Annotated in this window: 14 protein-coding genes; 4 read left to right on the forward strand and 10 right to left on the reverse strand. The window is 67.2% G+C overall.

From position 1 onward, the window contains the following. Positions 1 to 27: 27 nt before the first annotated feature. The 9 genes from L6D89_RS16855 to L6D89_RS16895 all read right to left on the reverse strand — a co-directional run bounded on the left by L6D89_RS16855 (position 28) and on the right by L6D89_RS16895 (position 9515). Complete coding sequence (locus L6D89_RS16855; protein ID WP_236200568.1) at positions 28 to 1173, reverse strand: acyl-CoA dehydrogenase family protein; 1146 nt, start codon at positions 1171 to 1173, stop codon at positions 28 to 30. A gap of 16 nt (positions 1174 to 1189) precedes the next feature. Continuing rightward, entirely contained in the window at positions 1190 to 1945 is a 756-nt protein-coding gene (locus tag L6D89_RS16860) for an enoyl-CoA hydratase/isomerase family protein (protein WP_236200639.1), read from the reverse strand. Positions 1946 to 1953: 8 nt separating this feature from the next. Further along, entirely contained in the window at positions 1954 to 3012 is a 1059-nt protein-coding gene (locus L6D89_RS16865) for an acyl-CoA dehydrogenase family protein (protein WP_236200569.1), read from the reverse strand. Positions 3013 to 3016: 4 nt separating this feature from the next. Next, positions 3017 to 3421, reverse strand: coding sequence for a PaaI family thioesterase (locus L6D89_RS16870; protein WP_236172575.1), 405 nt, complete (start codon positions 3419 to 3421; stop codon positions 3017 to 3019). Positions 3422 to 3459: 38 nt separating this feature from the next. Next, a complete protein-coding gene (locus tag L6D89_RS16875; RefSeq protein ID WP_236200570.1) occupies positions 3460 to 4818 on the reverse strand; it encodes an MFS transporter in 1359 nt (452 codons plus the stop codon). A 39-nt stretch (positions 4819 to 4857) separates the two neighbouring features. Then, positions 4858 to 5739, reverse strand: a complete 882-nt coding sequence (locus tag L6D89_RS16880) for a MaoC/PaaZ C-terminal domain-containing protein (protein ID WP_236172455.1) — start codon at positions 5737 to 5739, stop codon at positions 4858 to 4860. Continuing rightward, entirely contained in the window at positions 5723 to 7858 is a 2136-nt protein-coding gene (locus L6D89_RS16885; RefSeq protein ID WP_236200571.1) for an acetate--CoA ligase family protein, read from the reverse strand. The genes L6D89_RS16880 and L6D89_RS16885 overlap by 17 nt, the downstream gene beginning before the upstream one ends. A 122-nt stretch (positions 7859 to 7980) precedes the next feature. Continuing rightward, the gene (locus tag L6D89_RS16890; RefSeq protein WP_236172453.1) at positions 7981 to 9132 is read right to left on the reverse strand and encodes a thiolase; all 1152 of its coding nucleotides are present in this window, start codon (positions 9130 to 9132) and stop codon (positions 7981 to 7983) included. Then, a complete protein-coding gene (locus L6D89_RS16895; RefSeq protein WP_236200572.1) occupies positions 9129 to 9515 on the reverse strand; it encodes a Zn-ribbon domain-containing OB-fold protein in 387 nt (128 codons plus the stop codon). Before L6D89_RS16895 ends, L6D89_RS16890 begins: the two co-directional genes overlap by 4 nt. A 141-nt stretch (positions 9516 to 9656) precedes the next feature. Between L6D89_RS16895 and L6D89_RS16900 the strand changes: the two genes are divergently transcribed. Both L6D89_RS16900 and L6D89_RS16905 read left to right on the forward strand, forming a co-directional pair. After that, positions 9657 to 10472: an IclR family transcriptional regulator gene (locus L6D89_RS16900; protein ID WP_236200573.1), complete on the forward strand. Its 816-nt coding sequence runs from the start codon at positions 9657 to 9659 to the stop codon at positions 10470 to 10472. A 371-nt stretch (positions 10473 to 10843) separates the two neighbouring features. After that, a complete protein-coding gene (locus tag L6D89_RS16905) occupies positions 10844 to 11863 on the forward strand; it encodes a branched-chain amino acid aminotransferase (protein ID WP_236172450.1) in 1020 nt (339 codons plus the stop codon). 172 nt (positions 11864 to 12035) lie between these two features. On the opposite strand, the gene L6D89_RS16910 is transcribed toward L6D89_RS16905, so the two are convergent. Next, on the reverse strand, positions 12036 to 14426 hold the full coding sequence (locus tag L6D89_RS16910; protein ID WP_236200640.1) for a hybrid sensor histidine kinase/response regulator: 2391 nt from the start codon (positions 14424 to 14426) through the stop codon (positions 12036 to 12038). Positions 14427 to 14634: 208 nt separating this feature from the next. Here L6D89_RS16910 and L6D89_RS16915 point away from each other — a divergent pair, with 208 nt between their 5' ends. Beyond that, positions 14635 to 15432: a hydroxymethylpyrimidine/phosphomethylpyrimidine kinase gene (locus L6D89_RS16915; RefSeq protein ID WP_236200574.1), complete on the forward strand. Its 798-nt coding sequence runs from the start codon at positions 14635 to 14637 to the stop codon at positions 15430 to 15432. A 28-nt stretch (positions 15433 to 15460) separates the two neighbouring features. Next, positions 15461 to 16090 (forward strand): thiamine phosphate synthase, encoded by a 630-nt coding sequence (gene thiE, locus L6D89_RS16920; protein WP_236200575.1) that lies wholly within the window; start codon positions 15461 to 15463, stop codon positions 16088 to 16090. Positions 16091 to 16098: the final 8 nt, after the last annotated feature.

Below are 16098 nucleotides of genomic sequence, written 5' to 3' on the forward strand. Positions count from 1 at the left end.
CGTGTTTGAGGTTCGTCGTGCGCACGATCAGCTCGGCAGGCCGAGCACGGCCTTGGCCAGGATGTTGCGCTGGATTTCGTTGGTGCCGCCGTAGATGGTGGTCGGCCGCGACTGGATGAAGATGCCCGCCGGGTGCAGCTCGGGATCGTCGCTGAAGGGGTTGAGCAGCGCCGAATCGAGACCGGCGATCTCCAGCCCCAGCTCGCTGATGCGCTGGTACAGCTCGGACTGGTGGATCTTCAGCAGGGAAACGTCCGGGCCCAGTTCCTCGCCGCGCCGCAGGCGTTCGGCGAAGCGCTCGTAGAGCGCCTTGTGGCAGTCCAGGTCCATGCTCAGCGCAGCAAAACGCTGGGCGAACACCGGGTCGTCCCACAGGCCCTGGTGACGGGCCAGGCGCACCAGGCGCTCGAGGGCGAAGGTGGCCTGCTTCGGCGAGCCGAGGAAGATGCGCTCGAAACCCAGCAGCGCCTTGGCCATGCCCCAGCCGTGGTTGACCGCGCCGACGAGGTTTTCCTCCGGCACGCGCACGTCGTTGAAGAACACCTCGCAGAACTCGCCCTGCAGTTCCAGGTTGAGGATCGGCCGCACCTCGACGCCAGGGCTGTCCATCGGCACCAGCAGGAAGCTGATGCCCTGCTGTGCCTTGGCGCTGCGCTCGGTGCGCGCCAGCACGAAGATCCAGTTGGCCTCGGTGCCCATGGTGGTCCAGGTCTTCTGGCCGTTGATCACCCATTCGCCGTCGCGCAACACCGCTTCGGTACGCAGGCTGGCAAGGTCGGAGCCGGCATTGGGCTCGCTGTAGCCCTGGCACCAGATGTCCTCGCCGCTCAAGATGCGCGGCAGGAAGCGCTCGCGCTGGGCGTCGCTGCCGTAGCGGATCAGCAGCGGGCCGAGCATGGTGATGCCGCTGTCGGGCAGGCGCGCGCAGCCGTAGTTTTCCATCTCCTCGATCATGATCAGCTGCTTGCCGGCGGAGAGGCCCATGCCGCCGTGTTGCACCGGCCAGCCGGGGCACAGCCAGCCTTGCTGCGACAGCGCCTGGTACCACTCCCAGGTGTCGTCGCGGCCCAGACGGTGGGCCAGGTTGCGGATGCGCTGCGGGTAATTGGCGGCGACCCAGTCGCGCACCAGCCGACGGAATTCGCCATCTTCAAGGGCGTTGTAATCGGTCATGTCACTGCTCTCTTGATTACTGGCCCCGGAAATTCGGGGAACGTTTTTCGAGGAAGGCCGCTTTGCCTTCGGCGTGGTCGGCGCTGAGGAACAGCTGGCTCTGGAGGTCGCCTTCGCGTTCGAGCAGCAGCTCCAGGCCATCGGCCAGCAGGGCCTTGGTCAGCGACAGCGCCAGCGGCGCCTGCTGCTCGACCTTCGCGGCCAGTGCCAGCGCCGCATCCAGAGCAGCACCCGGTGCGCAGAGCTGGTCCACCAGGCCGATTCGCAGCGCTTCCTCGGCCTCGATCACCTGGCCGAACATCAGCACCTGCCGCGCCCGCCCGTTGCCGATGCGCGCCGGCAGGGTGTGCAGCTGGCCGAGATCGGCAATCAAGCCGACCTTGCCGAAGCCGGCGGCGAAGCGCGCCGTGACACCGCACACCAGGCTGTCGCAGGCCAGCGCCACCGACAGCCCGGCGCCCACCGCCCAGCCTTCGATGGCGGCGATGATCGGCTTGCCCATGCGCAGCATCTGGCGGATCAGGTCGGCGTTCTTCTGCATGCGCACGCGGCCGGCGTTGAGGTCGGTGACGTGCATGTCGCTGAGATCGCCGCCGGCGCTGAAGACTTCCGCCGAACCGGTCAGCACCACGCTGCGCACGGTGGGATCGGCGTCCGCTTCACGCAGCGCGTCGAGCAGCTCGGCCCGCAGTGCGGGGGACAGCGCGTTGCGCCGCGCCGGATTGTTGAAGCGCAGCAGGCGCACAGAACCGTGAGTTTCCTGCAGCAGCATCTCGCTCATCACGCCACCTCCGCATGCAGCAGGGCGATGTAGCGCGCCCGGTGGAAGGCCAGCGAGCCCTGACTGTTGAGCAGCACCATGGCGCGGCGCAGGAACAGGCCGATGTCGGCCTCGTCGGTGTAGCCGATGCCGCCGTGCAGCTGGATCGCCTGGCGGGTGACCAGCATGGCGGCCTCGGCGGCGCGCACCTTGGCGGTGGACACCAGGCGCTGTACCTGGGCAATCGGCGCACCGTCGTCCAGCGCGGTAGCCGCTTCGCCGACGATGGCGCGGGCCAGTTCGATCTGCAGTTTCAGATCGACCATGCGGTGCTGCAGCGACTGGAAGCTGCCGATCTCGCGGCCGAACTGGCGGCGCACGCCGAGGTAGTCGCGGGTCTGCTCGAAGGCCGCATCCATCAGCCCGACCAGATAGGCCGAGCAGGCCAGTGCCGACTCATCGAGCGCCGCTGGCGCAGCTTCGACAAGCTGTGCCGGCGTGCCGTCGAAGCGCAGGCGCGCCAGGTGGCCACCGTCCTGGGTCGGTTCCTGGTGAACGCTCAGACCTTCGGCATTGCCTTGCACCAGAGCGAGACCGGCGTCGCAGGCGACCAGCCAGGCATCGGCGGCAGCACCGAGTACCACATGGGCAATCTCGCCGCGCAACTGGCCGTCGTGCAGCACCGGCACGGCGGCGCCGGCTTCATAACCGATACCGGCGGGCAGGATCAGCCGCTCGCCGGCCAGCAGCGCTTCGCGCTCGTCCGCCGGCAGTAGCGGAGCGATCAGGCTCACCTCGATCAGCGGTTCGGGCAGCAGGCCGCGGCCCAGTTCTTCCAGCAGCGCCGCGTACTCGGCCATGCCCAGCCCGCTGCCGCCCAGTTCTTCCGCCAGGCGCAGGCCCGGCCAGCCCATGGCGCAGACTTCGCCCCAGGCGTCGCGGTCGACGCCTGCCTGCTGGAAGCGCAGACGGCGCACCCGGCCCAGGTCGCCGCCGCGCGGGACCAGGGAAGCGGCGCTGTCACGGATCAGCCGCAGGCGCTCTTCGCGCTCCTCGGCCATCGCGGTGTGGTCGGTCATTTCATCATTCCCGTGTCGGTTGAACAGCTCCGGCCGCCGCGGGCCGGTACTTGAAACTGCCGGTGGCGCTGGCGATCAGCTCGCCGGCTGCATCGAAGATTTCCGCCGCGCAGAAGCACAGCGTGCGGGTGCGCTTGAGCACCCGGCCGACGGCGTTGATCTCACCGCGGGTGCTGCCCATGAAGTGGGTGGCCATGTCGATGGTGACCATCGAGCAACCCGGCATCTGCGCGCGGATCGCCCCGGCCATGGCGGCGTCGAGCACGCTCATCAGCACGCCGCCGTGGAAGCTGTCGATGTAGTTCATCAGCTCCGGGCGATGGCGCAGGCGCACCCGCACCACCTCGCCATCGATCCAGCGTTCCAGGCCGAGGAACTCCTGGAAGGTGTATCGATCGCGGGGGAACATGTCCGGGCCGGGCGGATTGGCAGCGCAAGTGAGATCGGTCATCTCAGGCTTTCCTCGGTAACGGGTTGGCCCAGCGGGCGGGCAGCGCTGTGCGTCGACGCACGTGCGGGTGTGCCGGGCTGCGCTGTGCGCGCTTCGCGGTTCGGGTCATACAGGCGGTTGGGGATCAGCAGTGCCGGGATCAGGCCGGTGATCACGTAGGTGATGCCCATCACCAGGAAGCCGGCGCCGATGGACACGTGCGAGGCCAGCAGGCCGATGGCCGCCGGGGCCACCGCCGCGCCGATGCGGCCGAGGTTGTAGGAGGTGCCCACGGCGGCGCCGCGCACCTGGGTGGAGAAGCTCTCGGTCATGTAGGTGGCGAGTACGCCCACCGGTACGCCGTAGATGAAGCCGAACAGCGCGAGGATCCAGACGATGTTGTCCGGGGTGTGCCAGAACACGATCACCGGCATGAAGATGGCGGTGCCGATGGCCCCGGCGGCGAAGGTGGCGCGGCGGCCGAAGCGGTCCGAGGCGATGCCGGCGAGCACCTTGCCGAGGATCATCGCGGTGTACGTGCCGACCATGTAGCCGGTCATGGATTTGAAGTTCATGCCCAGCTCGCTTTCCAGGTACGAGGGCATCCAGTTGTTGGTGCCGTAGTAGCCGAACAGCAGGAAGCACGAAGTGATGCTCCACAGCAGGAACATGCGCCGCGTGGACGGATCGACCAGCAACTGGCGCATACCGCCGCTGGTAACCGCTTGTTGGCGACCGCTGCTGGCCTGCTGCACCCGTTGTGCACGGGCTGCCAGCCAGGACGGCGATTCCGGCACCCAGGGCCGCAGCGCCAGGCAGATCAGCGCCGCGCCGATGGCGGTGAAGAACAGCGCGCGCCAGCCGTAGTCGGGGATGATCTGCCCGGCGAGCACGGTCGCCACCAGGTAGCCGACGGTCCAGCCGGCCTGCATGGTCGCCAGGATGGTGGTGCGGTACCTGGCGGTGACGAACTCGGACATCAGGATGTTGCAGGCGACGAACAGCGAGCCCAGGCCCAGCGAGGAAACGAAGCGGATCAGCGCGAAGGCCCAGAAGTTGTGCGCCAGCCCGAGCAACGCGGTGCCCAAGGAGAACACCAGGATGGTCCAGGTGACCACCCGTACCCGGCCGAAGCGGTCGCACGCCCAGCCACCGTAGATGCCGCCGATGGCCATGCCGGCCAGGGTGATGCTGCCCAGCGAGCCGGCCTCGAAGTTGGAGAGGCCGAACTCCGCCTTGAGGCTGTTCAGGCTGTAGGCGAGGAACATCAGGTCGGCGCCATCGGCAAGCAGACCCAGGAAGCAGAAGAGGAAGGCGATCACCAGGGTCCGCCGCGGGATCGCGGCACGCTGGGCCAAGCTGTCGGGTGCGTTCATTGTTGTTGTTCTCGCAGGTTGGTTGAGGTCGTCGTCGCGCTAGGCCCGCCCGGCGTGTTCTCCCATCTCCGGGGTCAGGCGCACGCGGCCGTTGTCCAGCACCACCACGTCGCGCTCGACGACGCGGGTGCGGAAGGAGCCGTCATTCCAGATTTCGGTACGCAGGGTTTCGCCGGGGAATACCGGTGCGGAGAAGCGCACCTGCAGGTGGGCGAAACGCTCCGCGCGGTAATCGGCGTAACCGCGCAGCAACGCGTGGAAGGCCACGCCGAGGGTGCACAGGCCATGCAGGATCGGCCGCGGGAAGCCACCGCGCGCCGCCGCCGCGGGGCTGGCGTGGATCGGGTTGTCGTCGCCGTTCAGGCGGTAGTGCAGCGCCTGCTCGGGGCGGGTCGGCAGGTCGATGACCAGGTCCGGCGCCTGTTCGGGCAGACGGTGCGGTTGGCTCAGCGACTGGCTGTCGCCGCCGAAGCCGCCATCGCCGCGGAGGAAGGTGGTGCCGCGGGCAATCGCCAGCACCTCGCCGCTCTGCGCATCGCTGACGACCTTCTCGCTATAGAGCAGCGCGCCCTTGCCGGCGCCCTTGTCGACCAGCCCGGTGACGCGGGTGCGGCCGATCACTTCGCCTTCCACCGGCAGCGGTTTGAGCCACTCGATGCTCTGCTCACCGTGGACCAGGCGCAGGGCATCGACACCGGTGTCCGGGTTGCCCAGCCAGAAGCCGGGATGGCCCAGCACCACCGCCATGCACGGCAGCGCTTGCAGCTCGCGATTGGCGTCGACGAAGGTCAGCTGGTGCTCGTCCATCGGGTCCGCGCCGAGGCCGACCGACAGTGCGTAGAAGGCGCTGTCGTGACGGCTGAAGCGCTGGCGTACTTCCGGGATCGGGTAGTTCAGCAGGTGCTCAGGATTCAGCGCCATGGGCCACCTCCTCCACTTCCAGCACCGCGTCGGCGGCCCAGGCGCCCTGCCCTTCAGGCATGGCGAAGACCGGGTTGAGGTCCACCGAGCGCAGGCGCGGGCCGGCTTCTGCGGCGAATTGCGAGAGCTGCGCAAGCACCCGCGACAGGGCCTTGATATCGGTCACCGGGCGACCACGGGCACCCAGCAGCAGCGGCGCACCCTTGATGCTGCGGATCATCTGCTCGGCTTCGTCGACGCCGAACGGGCAGCGACGGAACACCACGTCCTTGAGCACCTCGACGAAGATGCCGCCGAGGCCGAACACCGCCACCGGACCGAACTGCGGGTCGCGCTGGATGCCCATGAAGCACTCGACGCCGCCCTGAAGCTGGCGCGCCACCAACACGCCGTCGAGGCGAGCTTTCGGCGCGTGTTCGGCAGCGCGTTGCAGCAGCAGTTCGTAGCCCTCGCGCACGGCCTGGGCACTGCCGACGTTGAGCAGCACACCGCCGATTTCCGACTTGTGCAGGATGTCCGCCGAGGCGATTTTCAGTACCACCGGGAAGCCGATCTGTTCGGCGAACGCAGCGGCTTCCGCAGCGTTCTTCAACACACGCTCGGGCGCCGATTCGATGCCGGCGCGCGCCAGCAATTGCTTGGCTTCCGCCTCACCGGGCGTGCTGGCCGGCAGCTCGACGCCACCGGGCAGAGGAATCCTGCGCAGCGGCCGGGCGAATGCTTCGCCCAACTGGCCCATGGCCTGGATGGCGCGCACGGCGCGGGTCGGGTCCTCGAACAGGGCGAAGCCGGCGTTCTGGTACGGCACCAGCTCCTCACCCTCGCCCATTACCGAGACCACGAACAGGCGGTCCGGGTGATCGGCCTTGATCCGCGCGAATTGCTCGGCCAGGCGCGGGCCGATGGAGGCGGCGGTACCGGCCTGGGTGAAGAAGGCGATCAGCGAGCGATAGCCGCCGTCCACCACCATGGACTCGGTGAAGTCGTGCACCAGGCTCAGGTCGTTGAGCGCCTGGGCGGTGCAGTCCACCGGGTTCAGCGGCGAGGCATAGTGCAGGCGCTGCTTCAGGCGCGCCTGGGCCGCTTCGGGCATCGGCGGCATGGGCAGGCCGAAATCCTCGGCGGCGTCGCTGACGATGATCCCGGCGCCACCGCTGACGGTGATCATCCCCAGGCTGTTGTTCACCGGGTAGATGCGTTGGGTGGCCAGGTAGGCGATATCCACCAGCTCCTCGGTGGTGCGCGCGCGGACCACGGCGTAGTCGGCCAGCACCGCGTCGAGCACCTTGTCGTCACCGGCCAGGGAGGCGGTGTGCGACATGGCCGCACGACCGCCCAGCTCGCTGCGCCCGACCTTGTGCAGGATCACCGGCTTGCCGGCGCGATGGGCCGCTTCGAGGGCGGCGAGGAAGCTGTCGACGTTGCGGATGGATTCGGCGTAGGCCATCACCACATCAATGTCCGGCGATTCCACCAGCCAGCCGATGGCATCACCCAGGGTGACGTCGGCCTCGTTGCCGGTGGCGACACAGATCGGCGTACCCAGCCCACGCTGCCGCGACAGGCCGAGAAGGTGCGCGCCGTAGGCGCCGGACTGGGTGGCGATGCCGACCCGCCCGGCCAGCGGGATGCCGCGCTCCAGGCTGGTGGAGAAGAAGGCGTAGTAGCCCAGGTTGGCGTTGAACACGCCCAGAGCGTTCGGCCCCAGCAGGCGCATGTTCGCCGCGCGGGCGGCTTCGACGATGGCGTCCTGCATGGCCACGCCTTCCTCGCCGACTTCGCTGAAGCCGGAGGAGAACACGATGGCGCTGCGTGCACCCTTGCGGCCCAGCGCCTGGACGGTCTCCAGCACCTGCGGCGCCGGCACCGCAATGATCGCCACGTCCGGCGCCTCGGGCAGCGCATCGACGCTGGCGTAGGCCGGCAGGCCCTGGATTTCGCTGCGGTTGGGGTTCACCGGCAGGATGCGACCGCTGAAACCGTTGCGCAGCATGTAGGCGATGGGGCGACCGCCGATGCGGTGCGGGTCGCTGGAGGCGCCGACCACGGCGACCGAGCGCGGCTGCACCAGAGGGGTAAGACTGGAGAAGCCGGTGTGTTGCAAGTGACTCACTGACATGACGTTCCACCTGAAACATTGACGGATGCCGGACGCTGGCGTGCCGGCGCGAGGGCGAACGCGTCCACGGCGGGCCGCCCGCTTGTCGCAGGTGGCCACCGGGAGGGCGTCTTGCCCGGATTTCAGAGCACGTTCTGGGTGCCGAGCAGCGCGGTGACCTGGCTGGACAAGGTGCCGCCGTTGCCGTGCAGCAGGGCGATATCGGCCTTTTTCAACTGGCGCTCTCCGGCCTGTCGGCGTAACTGGGTGACCGCCTCGATGATCAGGAACATGCCGTACATGCCCGGATGCACACAGGACAGCCCGCCGCCGTTGGTGTTCACCGCCAGCTCGCCGCCAGGGGCAATGCGCCCGCCCTGGACGAAGCGACCGCCCTCGCCCTTCGGGCAGAAGCCGAGGTCTTCGAGGAACAGGATCGTATTGATGGTGAAGGCGTCGTAGACCATCACCAGGTCGATGTCCGCGTGCTGCACGCCGGCCATCTGCATGGCGCGCGGGCCACTCTCGGAAGCGGCAGTGACGGTGAGGTCGGGCATCGCCACGATGGAGCGGTGCCACTGCGCGCCGGCGGCGCCGAGGAAGTAGATCGGCGCCTTGGGCAGGTCCCGCGCACGGTCTGCGCGCACCATCACGCAGGCGCCACCGCCATCGGTGACCAGGCAGCAGTCGGCCTTGCTCAGCGGGTCGCTGACCATCCGTGCGGCGAGCACGTCATCGATGCTCAGCGGGCCACGGGCGAAGGCCTCGGGATTGAGGTTGGCCCAGCCGCGCGCGGCCACGGCCACTTCGGCCAGGTGCTCGCGGGTGGTGCCGTATTGATGCATGTGGCGGCTGGCAGCCAGCGCGTAGGCGGTGATCGGGTGGCGCGGCTGGTAGGGCGTTTCGTGCCACTGCGGCTCGCTCATCGATACCAGTTTGCCGCCCGCGGTACGCTGGTTGGAGCCGTAACAGATCAGCGCTGCGTCACACAGGCCGGCCTCCAGGGCCAGGGTCGCCTGCAGAAGATGCAGCTCGAAGCTGGAGCCGCCGACGTTGGTGCCATCGACGAACTTCGGCTTGATACCCAGGTACTCGCAGACCGAGAGGGTCGGGAAGGCGTGGGAGCTGGTGGCCGAGAACACCGCGTCGATGTCCGAGAGCGCAAGCCCGGCATCGGCGATGGCTTTCATCGAGGCCTGGCCGAGCAGTTCCATGGCGCTATAGCCGTGGGCTTCACCGATACCGGCGCTGCCGATACCGACGATGGCGGTCTTGCCGCGCAGGACCTGGCTCATGCTGGCACCTCCGCGAGAGGTTCGAAGACCACGACGGCGCCGCTGTCCTGCTGGGCAATGCGCGCCTTGACGCGGGTGCCGATGGGCAGGCTGAGATGCCCTTCGATGCGCGACATCATGCGTACGCCTTCATCGAGGTCGATCAGCGCGACGTTGTAGTCACCGCTGCGGGCGCGGTTGACGGTCAGGGCATAAAGAGTGCCGAGGCCACTGGCGGGGACCCATTCCAGGTCGGTTTCGCCGCTGCCGGGCACCTGGGTGCGCGGGTAGAACACGTGCCGGCCGGTGGAGGCGCTGCGCTGCAACATGAAACGACCCTGGGCGAGAAACGCGAGGTACTGCGCCTCGGGCCCTGGCATGCTGCGGTCGGGGAAATCCACCATCGAGGTTTCTCCTTTGTTCTTGTTCTGCCTTTGTTGCAAAGTGCGTTACCGCCCATGCCAAGCCAGCTTCACGGAAGCCGTTGCAGGCGTCGCAGGGTCAGAATACATTCACAATACTGAATGTCAATCAGAATACAGAATATGACCACTGAAAAGACCGTCGAAGAAGCCAGCAGCAAACGCACCGGCAGCGCCAAGGATGTCGGCGCCGTGGTGAACGCCATCCAGATCCTCCGCCACCTGGCCAACGCCGAAGGCCCCGAGGGCGCGACCGCCATCGCCCGCGCCACCGGCATCAGCCCGAGCACGACCTTCAATATCCTGCGCACGCTGAGCAACGAGCAGCTGACCTCGTTCGACAACGAGACCAAGACCTACCGCCTGGGCCTGGGCCTGTCGGAGCTGGCAGTCAGCTTCATCGGCCGCAGCTACGCCGACCTGATCCAGCCGGAACTGGAGCGCCTGAGCACCAACCACCACATCCTGATCGCCCTGTGGCAGGTGACCGACGACGCGCACATCCGCGTGATCGCCGTCTCCGCGCCTACCGTGGCGCACGTCAACGTCGCCATCGGCTCGCGCCTGCCCGAACTGGCGGGCGCCGCCGGGCGCTGCATTGCCGGCCTGCGCAACCTTCCCGAGGATGAACTGCGCCGCCGCCTGACCCGCGTGCGCTGGGAAAACCCACCCAGCTTCGAGGAGTACTGCAGCGGCGCCAGCGCCACCCTGGAACGCGGCTGGGCCATCGACCTGGACCACCTCTACCGCGGCGTCAGCATGGTCGCCAGCGCGATCATCGACCACGACCGCCAGCCTCGCTTCATCATTTCCGGCATCGGCATCAGCGCCCAGCACGACCGCGAAAAGCTGGAACAGATCGGCACCAGCCTGCATGAGACCGCCCGCTTCATCAGCCGCTCGCTGTTCCCACAGAGCGTCGCCACGCCAGCAGACTGAGCAAATGATATTCACCAGGTGAAATGACATTCAGGAAACCTGGTCATTTCACCTGAAACAGTGAAAGCCATGCGATGTCGCCCCGCTCAGCCGATATCGCCTGAACCTCAGCCTTCAAGCGGTCGATGCGACTGATGGCAGCGATATTCGCCAGCAGGGGCCCACAGCCGCGAATATCGCCGGTATCATGGCAAGTCTTGATGGAGTCCTGGCGGTGACCATCCCGCGGAGAACGCCGTTCCCGCCGCACGCCCGAATCCCCGCCGATTCGGGCAGCCCGCCGCCAGAGCCCGCCAAACACTCTGCCCGGATGCTCGCCGGCCTTGCACGGCTCGCGGCAGCCGCAGGTAATCCCATTGAATGAGGCAACCATGGAACAGAAAGACATCGATTGGGGCACGCTCGGATTCGATTACATCAAGACCGACTTCCGCTACATCTCCCACTGGCGCGATGGTCTGTGGGACGACGGCAAGCTGACCGAAGACAACACCCTGCACATCAGTGAAGGCTCCTCGGCCCTGCATTACGGCCAGCAGTGCTTCGAAGGCCTGAAGGCCTACCGCTGCAAGGACGGCTCGATCAACCTGTTCCGCCCGGACCAGAACGCCGCGCGCATGGCGCGCAGTTGCGCTCGGGTGCTGATGCCGCAAGTCTCGGAAGAGCAGTTCATCGACGCCTGCCGCCAGGTCGTCCGCGCCAACGAGCGCTTCATTCCTCCGTACGGTTCCGGCGGCGCCCTGTACCTGCGTCCGTTCGTGATCGGCGTGGGCGACAACATCGGCGTGCGCCCGGCTCCGGAGTTCATCTTCTCGGTGTTCTGCATCCCGGTTGGCGCGTACTTCAAGGGCGGCATGAAGCCCCATGACTTCGTGATCTCCACCTACGACCGCGCCGCGCCCAACGGTACCGGCGCCGCCAAGGTCGGTGGCAACTACGCCGCCAGCCTGATGCCGGGCGCGCAGGCCAAGAAAGACGGCTTCGCCGACTGCATCTATCTCGACCCGGCCACCCACAGCCGCATCGAGGAAGTGGGCTCCGCCAACTTCTTCGCCATCACCCACGACAACGAATTCGTCACTCCGCGCTCCAGCTCGGTGCTGCCAGGCATCACCCGCCTGTCGCTGATGCAGCTGGCCGAACAGCGCCTGGGCCTGAAAGTGATCGAAGGCGACGTACAGATCGACGACCTGGCGCGCTTCAAGGAAGCCGGCGCCTGCGGCACCGCCGCGGTGATCACCCCGATCGGCGGCATCCAGTACAAGGACAACCTGCACGTGTTCTTCAGCCGCGAAGACGTCGGCCCGGTGACCCGTCGCCTCTACGAGGAGCTGACCGGCATCCAGAAGGGTGACGTGGAAGGCCCGGAAGGCTGGGTCGTCAAGGTCTGAGCCTGACTGCTCGCTGAAACAGAAACGCCGCGATACCGAAAGGGATCGCGGCGTTTTTCATTGGCCCGGCAGAGGGATTTGTCATCGCGTAGGAGCGGACTCTGTCCGCGATGCTATCCGGCGCGATGCGAACCTATCGCGGACGAAGTCCGCTCCTACGCATTGTCCAGCCTCAGGCGTGACTGGGCAGCGCCGGCTGGCACAGCAGCCAGTCATGCAGCAGCGCCTGCAGCTCCTCGAACTTCACCGGTTTGGCCATGTAGTCGCTCATCCCGGCCGCCAGGCAACGCTCGCGGTCGCCGCTGTGGCTATGGGCGGTGATGGCCAGCACCGGCAGATCGGCGCAACCCGGCAGCGTGCGGATCGCCCGGCAGGTAGCGAAACCGTCCATCACCGGCATCTGGCAGTCCAGCAGCACGGTGTCGATGGTTTCCCGGCGCAGCAACTCGATCGCTTCGGCGCCGTTGTCAGCGGTGCGCACGCGGTAACCGAGCTTGAGCAGCATGCCGCGGATCACCAGCTGGTTGATGGCGTTGTCTTCCACCACCAGCACCGTGCACTGGTCCGGGCTGCGCAACACCTGGCCGCCCGCACGGCGCGGCGGCGGGGCAATGTTCTGCACCGGCTGGCCGACCTGCAGTTCCAGGGTAAAGCGACTGCCCTGCCCCGGCACGGATTCGTGGGTCAATGTGCCGCCCAGCAATGCAACCAGCTTGCGGCACAGCGCCAGGCCGATACCCAGGCCGCCGTATTCGCGGGTCAGCGAACCGTCGAGCTGGAAGAAGCGCTGGTACAGCGCACCATCCGGCGGGGTGGAGAAACCGATGCCGCTATCCTGCACCTCGATGCGCAAGGCCAGCCCTTCTTTGCCCGGCACGCCACCCACACGCAGGTTGACACCACCCTGGTGGGTGAACTTGATGGCATTGTCGATCAGGTAACCCAGCGCCTGGGTCAGCTTGCCGGCATCACCCTCGAGGGTATCGGGCAGGCTCTCGTCCAGCTGCAGGACAAAGCGCAGCCCGCGCTCCTCGGCGCGCGGCGCGTACTGCGCACGCAGGCCATCGCACAGGCCGCGCAGGCTGAACGGTTCGCGGCGCGGATAGAGCTTGCCGGCCTGCAGCTCGATCAGCGCGAGGATGTCGTTGACCATGCGCATCATGTCCCGCGCCGAACCGGTGGCAGTCTTGTGGTACTGGCCCAGCTCGACATCCATCGGCACGGTCTGCATCAGCTCCAGCGAGCCGATCACCCCGCTCATGGGAGTGCGCAGCTCGTGGGTGACAGTCGCGAGGAACTCATCCTTCAGGCGGTTGCTGCTGGCCAGTTCCAGGTTCAACTGCTCCAGCTTGCGACTGGTTTCCTGGAGGATCCGCGTGCGCTCTTCCTTCATCGCATTGATACGGTCAGCCAGGGCCAGTGACAGCAGGCCGACTTCCAGCGCCGAACCGATCTGGCTGGCGTACATGGTGAGGAAGACGTTCGGCAGAAAGCCCAGCACCATCAGCGTGTTGATGACCCCACCAAGCAGGAAGGCGCTCCAGGCGAAGATGAAGTAGCGCGCCACGCGCATGCCGCGCAGCCAGGCGAGGATGCCGGCGGCAAAGATCACCACGGTAAAGGCCAGCGCAAGGTAGGTGGCCAGGCGCAGGGCGACGGCGTAGCTGACGGTCAGCGCCAGCACCATCACCAGCGCGCCGACGGCCATCAGCACGCGCAGGATGCGATCGATCCACAGGCTGTGCTCGCGGGTGTGCAGGAAGCTGCGCGCGAACTGGCAACCGAACAGCCCGGCCGAACCGATCAGGAACGGCGTGGAGGCGTTGGCCCACCAGGGGTTGTTCGGCCAGAAGTATTCGATGCCCGCACCGTTGACCGATATCTGGTAGAAACCGAACGAGGCTATATAGAGGATGTAATAGAGGTAGCTGGTGTCACGCACGCTGAGGAAGATGAACAGGTTGTAGATCAGCATCACCAGCAGCACGCCATAGATGATGCCCAGCACATAAATGCGCTGCGGCTGTTCCTCGAGGTAGGCCTTGGGCGACCAGAGCGTCAGCGGCGCCTGGATCGAGCCCTGGCTTTCCAGGCGCAGGTAGACGCGCAGCGGCTTGCCCGGCTCCAGCTTGAGATCGAACAGGTAGTTGTTCTGGCGGATCGGCCGGCTGTCGAACGGCAACGTGTCGCCGGTGCGCTGGGCCAGCTTGAAGCCACCATTGCCATCGGGCAGGTAGAGCTCGAGCTTGTCCAGCGGCGGATAGGCCAGTTCGAGCAGCCAGTTGGCCGGATCTTTCGAGACCTGCGGCTGATAATCCAGGTCCAGGCGCAGCCAGAACACCGAGCGCGAATAACCGGCGTTGAGCACGTCGCGCTCATGCCGGCGGAAACTGGCGGCCAGCGCCGGCGAGCTGATCTCGGCGATATCGGCGGTGCCGCGCACGTCCTCGAAGACGTCCATCGCCCGCCCCAGGGGCAATTGCCCGACGTGCTCATCGAAGCTGATGGCGCTCGCCACTGGCGAGAGGATGAGTAGGATCAGGAAGATCAGCCAGTGCCGCATGGTGCCCCGCAGTGCCACCGACAGCCGCGCCGGAGATCCCCATCTCCCGCTTTGGCGCGCCGTGGAGGCGTTGTGTTGGAATCGGCGAACTCTAGCACAGGCCTTGTGCCCCGTGGCATTCGACCATTCGGCCAGGCAACGGCCGGGCGTTGCGCAATGGACCGTTCGGTCAGCTCAGCGGCGCATTTTGGTGATAAGCTCCCGCGCCATGAAAACACCTGCCTCCCGTCCCGTAGTGCTCTGCCTGTCCGGTCACGATCCCAGTGGCGGCGCCGGCTTGCAGGCCGATATCGAAGCCCTGATCGCCCAAGGCTGCCACGCGGCGCCTACCGTCACCGCACTGACCGTTCAGGATACCGTCAACGTTTCCGACTTCCGCGTGCTCGACCGCGAGTGGGTGCTGGCCCAGGCCAACGCCGTGATCGCCGACCTGCCGGTGGCCGCGGTCAAGCTGGGCATGCTCGGCTCGGTGCAGATGGTCGATACCGTCGTCGAGATCATGCAGTCCCTGCCGGGCATCCCGCTGGTCTGTGACCCGGTGCTGCGCGCCGGTGGAGGCGGTTCGCTGGGCAAGGACGACGTCGGCTACGCCATGCGCGAACGCCTGCTGCCGATCGCCGCCGTGGCCACGCCGAACCTGCCGGAAGCGCGCATCCTCGCCGAACTGCCCGAGGGCACCGCGGACGAGTGCGCCGACAAGCTGCTGCTGTATATCCAGACCCTGCTGATCACCGGCGGCCATGGCGACGAGTCCGAGGTGCACAATCGCCTGTACACCCGTGACGGCCAGCGCCACACCTTCACCTGCCAGCGCCTGCCCGGCAGCTACCACGGCTCCGGTTGCACCCTGGCGAGTACGCTTGCCGGCCGCCTGGCCCTGGGCGAGGAACTGGTGAGCGCGGTACGCAGCGCCCTGGACTACACCTGGCGCACCCTGCGCGACGCGGAAGCCCCTGGCCATGGCCAGTACGTTCCACGCCGGCTGCCGCTGGACTACTGCCACTGATTCAACCGCACCAATGATCGAGGCACCGATGAAACTGCGCGGACTCTACGCCATCACCGACAGCCAGCTGCTCGACGGCGGCCGCCTGCTGCCCTACGTCGAGGCCGCCCTGAAGGGCGGCGCCAAACTGCTGCAGTACCGCGACAAGTCCGACGACGCTTCGCGCCGCCTGCGCGAAGCCGAGGCCCTGCGCGATCTCTGCGCGCGCCATGGCGCCACGCTGCTGATCAACGATGACGCCGAACTGGCCGCGCGTCTGGGCGTCAGCGTGCACCTGGGGCAGACCGACGGCTCGCTGGCCGCGGCCCGCGCCCTGCTTGGCCGTGATGCCGTCATCGGCGGCACCTGCCATGCCAGCCTCGAGCTGGCCGAGAAAGCCATCGCCGAAGGGGCCAGCTACGTCGCCTTCGGCCGCTTCTTCGCCTCCCAGACCAAGCCCAGCGCATCCGCCGCCAGCCTCGAACTGCTGGAGCAGGCCAAGGCCCGCTTCAACGTGCCGCTGGTGGCCATCGGCGGCGTGACCCTGGATAACGCGCCCGAGCTGATCGCCCGTGGCGCCGACATGATCGCCGTGATCCACGCGCTGTTCGCCGCCGACTCCCCGGCCGCAGTCGAACAGCGCGCACGCGCCTTCAGCCAACTCTTCGAAACCCGCTGAGCGCCCAC

The sequence above is a fragment of the Pseudomonas pseudonitroreducens genome (genome assembly GCF_021603645.1).
Taxonomy (GTDB): Bacteria; Pseudomonadota; Gammaproteobacteria; order Pseudomonadales; family Pseudomonadaceae; genus Pseudomonas; species Pseudomonas pseudonitroreducens.

Coding starts and splice junctions, on each gene's coding strand:
- L6D89_RS16855 (WP_236200568.1), bottom strand. CDS start 1,173: ATGACCGATTACAACGCCCTTGAAGATGGCGAATTCCGTCGGCTGGTG.
- L6D89_RS16860 (WP_236200639.1), bottom strand. CDS start 1,945: ATGCTGCTGCAGGAAACTCACGGTTCTGTGCGCCTGCTGCGCTTCAAC.
- L6D89_RS16865 (WP_236200569.1), bottom strand. CDS start 3,012: ATGACCGACCACACCGCGATGGCCGAGGAGCGCGAAGAGCGCCTGCGG.
- L6D89_RS16870 (WP_236172575.1), bottom strand. CDS start 3,421: ATGTTCCCCCGCGATCGATACACCTTCCAGGAGTTCCTCGGCCTGGAA.
- L6D89_RS16875 (WP_236200570.1), bottom strand. CDS start 4,818: ATGAACGCACCCGACAGCTTGGCCCAGCGTGCCGCGATCCCGCGGCGG.
- L6D89_RS16880 (WP_236172455.1), bottom strand. CDS start 5,739: ATGGCGCTGAATCCTGAGCACCTGCTGAACTACCCGATCCCGGAAGTA.
- L6D89_RS16885 (WP_236200571.1), bottom strand. CDS start 7,858: ATGTCAGTGAGTCACTTGCAACACACCGGCTTCTCCAGTCTTACCCCT.
- L6D89_RS16890 (WP_236172453.1), bottom strand. CDS start 9,132: ATGAGCCAGGTCCTGCGCGGCAAGACCGCCATCGTCGGTATCGGCAGC.
- L6D89_RS16895 (WP_236200572.1), bottom strand. CDS start 9,515: ATGGTGGATTTCCCCGACCGCAGCATGCCAGGGCCCGAGGCGCAGTAC.
- L6D89_RS16900 (WP_236200573.1), top strand. CDS start 9,657: ATGACCACTGAAAAGACCGTCGAAGAAGCCAGCAGCAAACGCACCGGC.
- L6D89_RS16905 (WP_236172450.1), top strand. CDS start 10,844: ATGGAACAGAAAGACATCGATTGGGGCACGCTCGGATTCGATTACATC.
- L6D89_RS16910 (WP_236200640.1), bottom strand. CDS start 14,426: ATGCGGCACTGGCTGATCTTCCTGATCCTACTCATCCTCTCGCCAGTG.
- L6D89_RS16915 (WP_236200574.1), top strand. CDS start 14,635: ATGAAAACACCTGCCTCCCGTCCCGTAGTGCTCTGCCTGTCCGGTCAC.
- thiE (WP_236200575.1), top strand. CDS start 15,461: ATGAAACTGCGCGGACTCTACGCCATCACCGACAGCCAGCTGCTCGAC.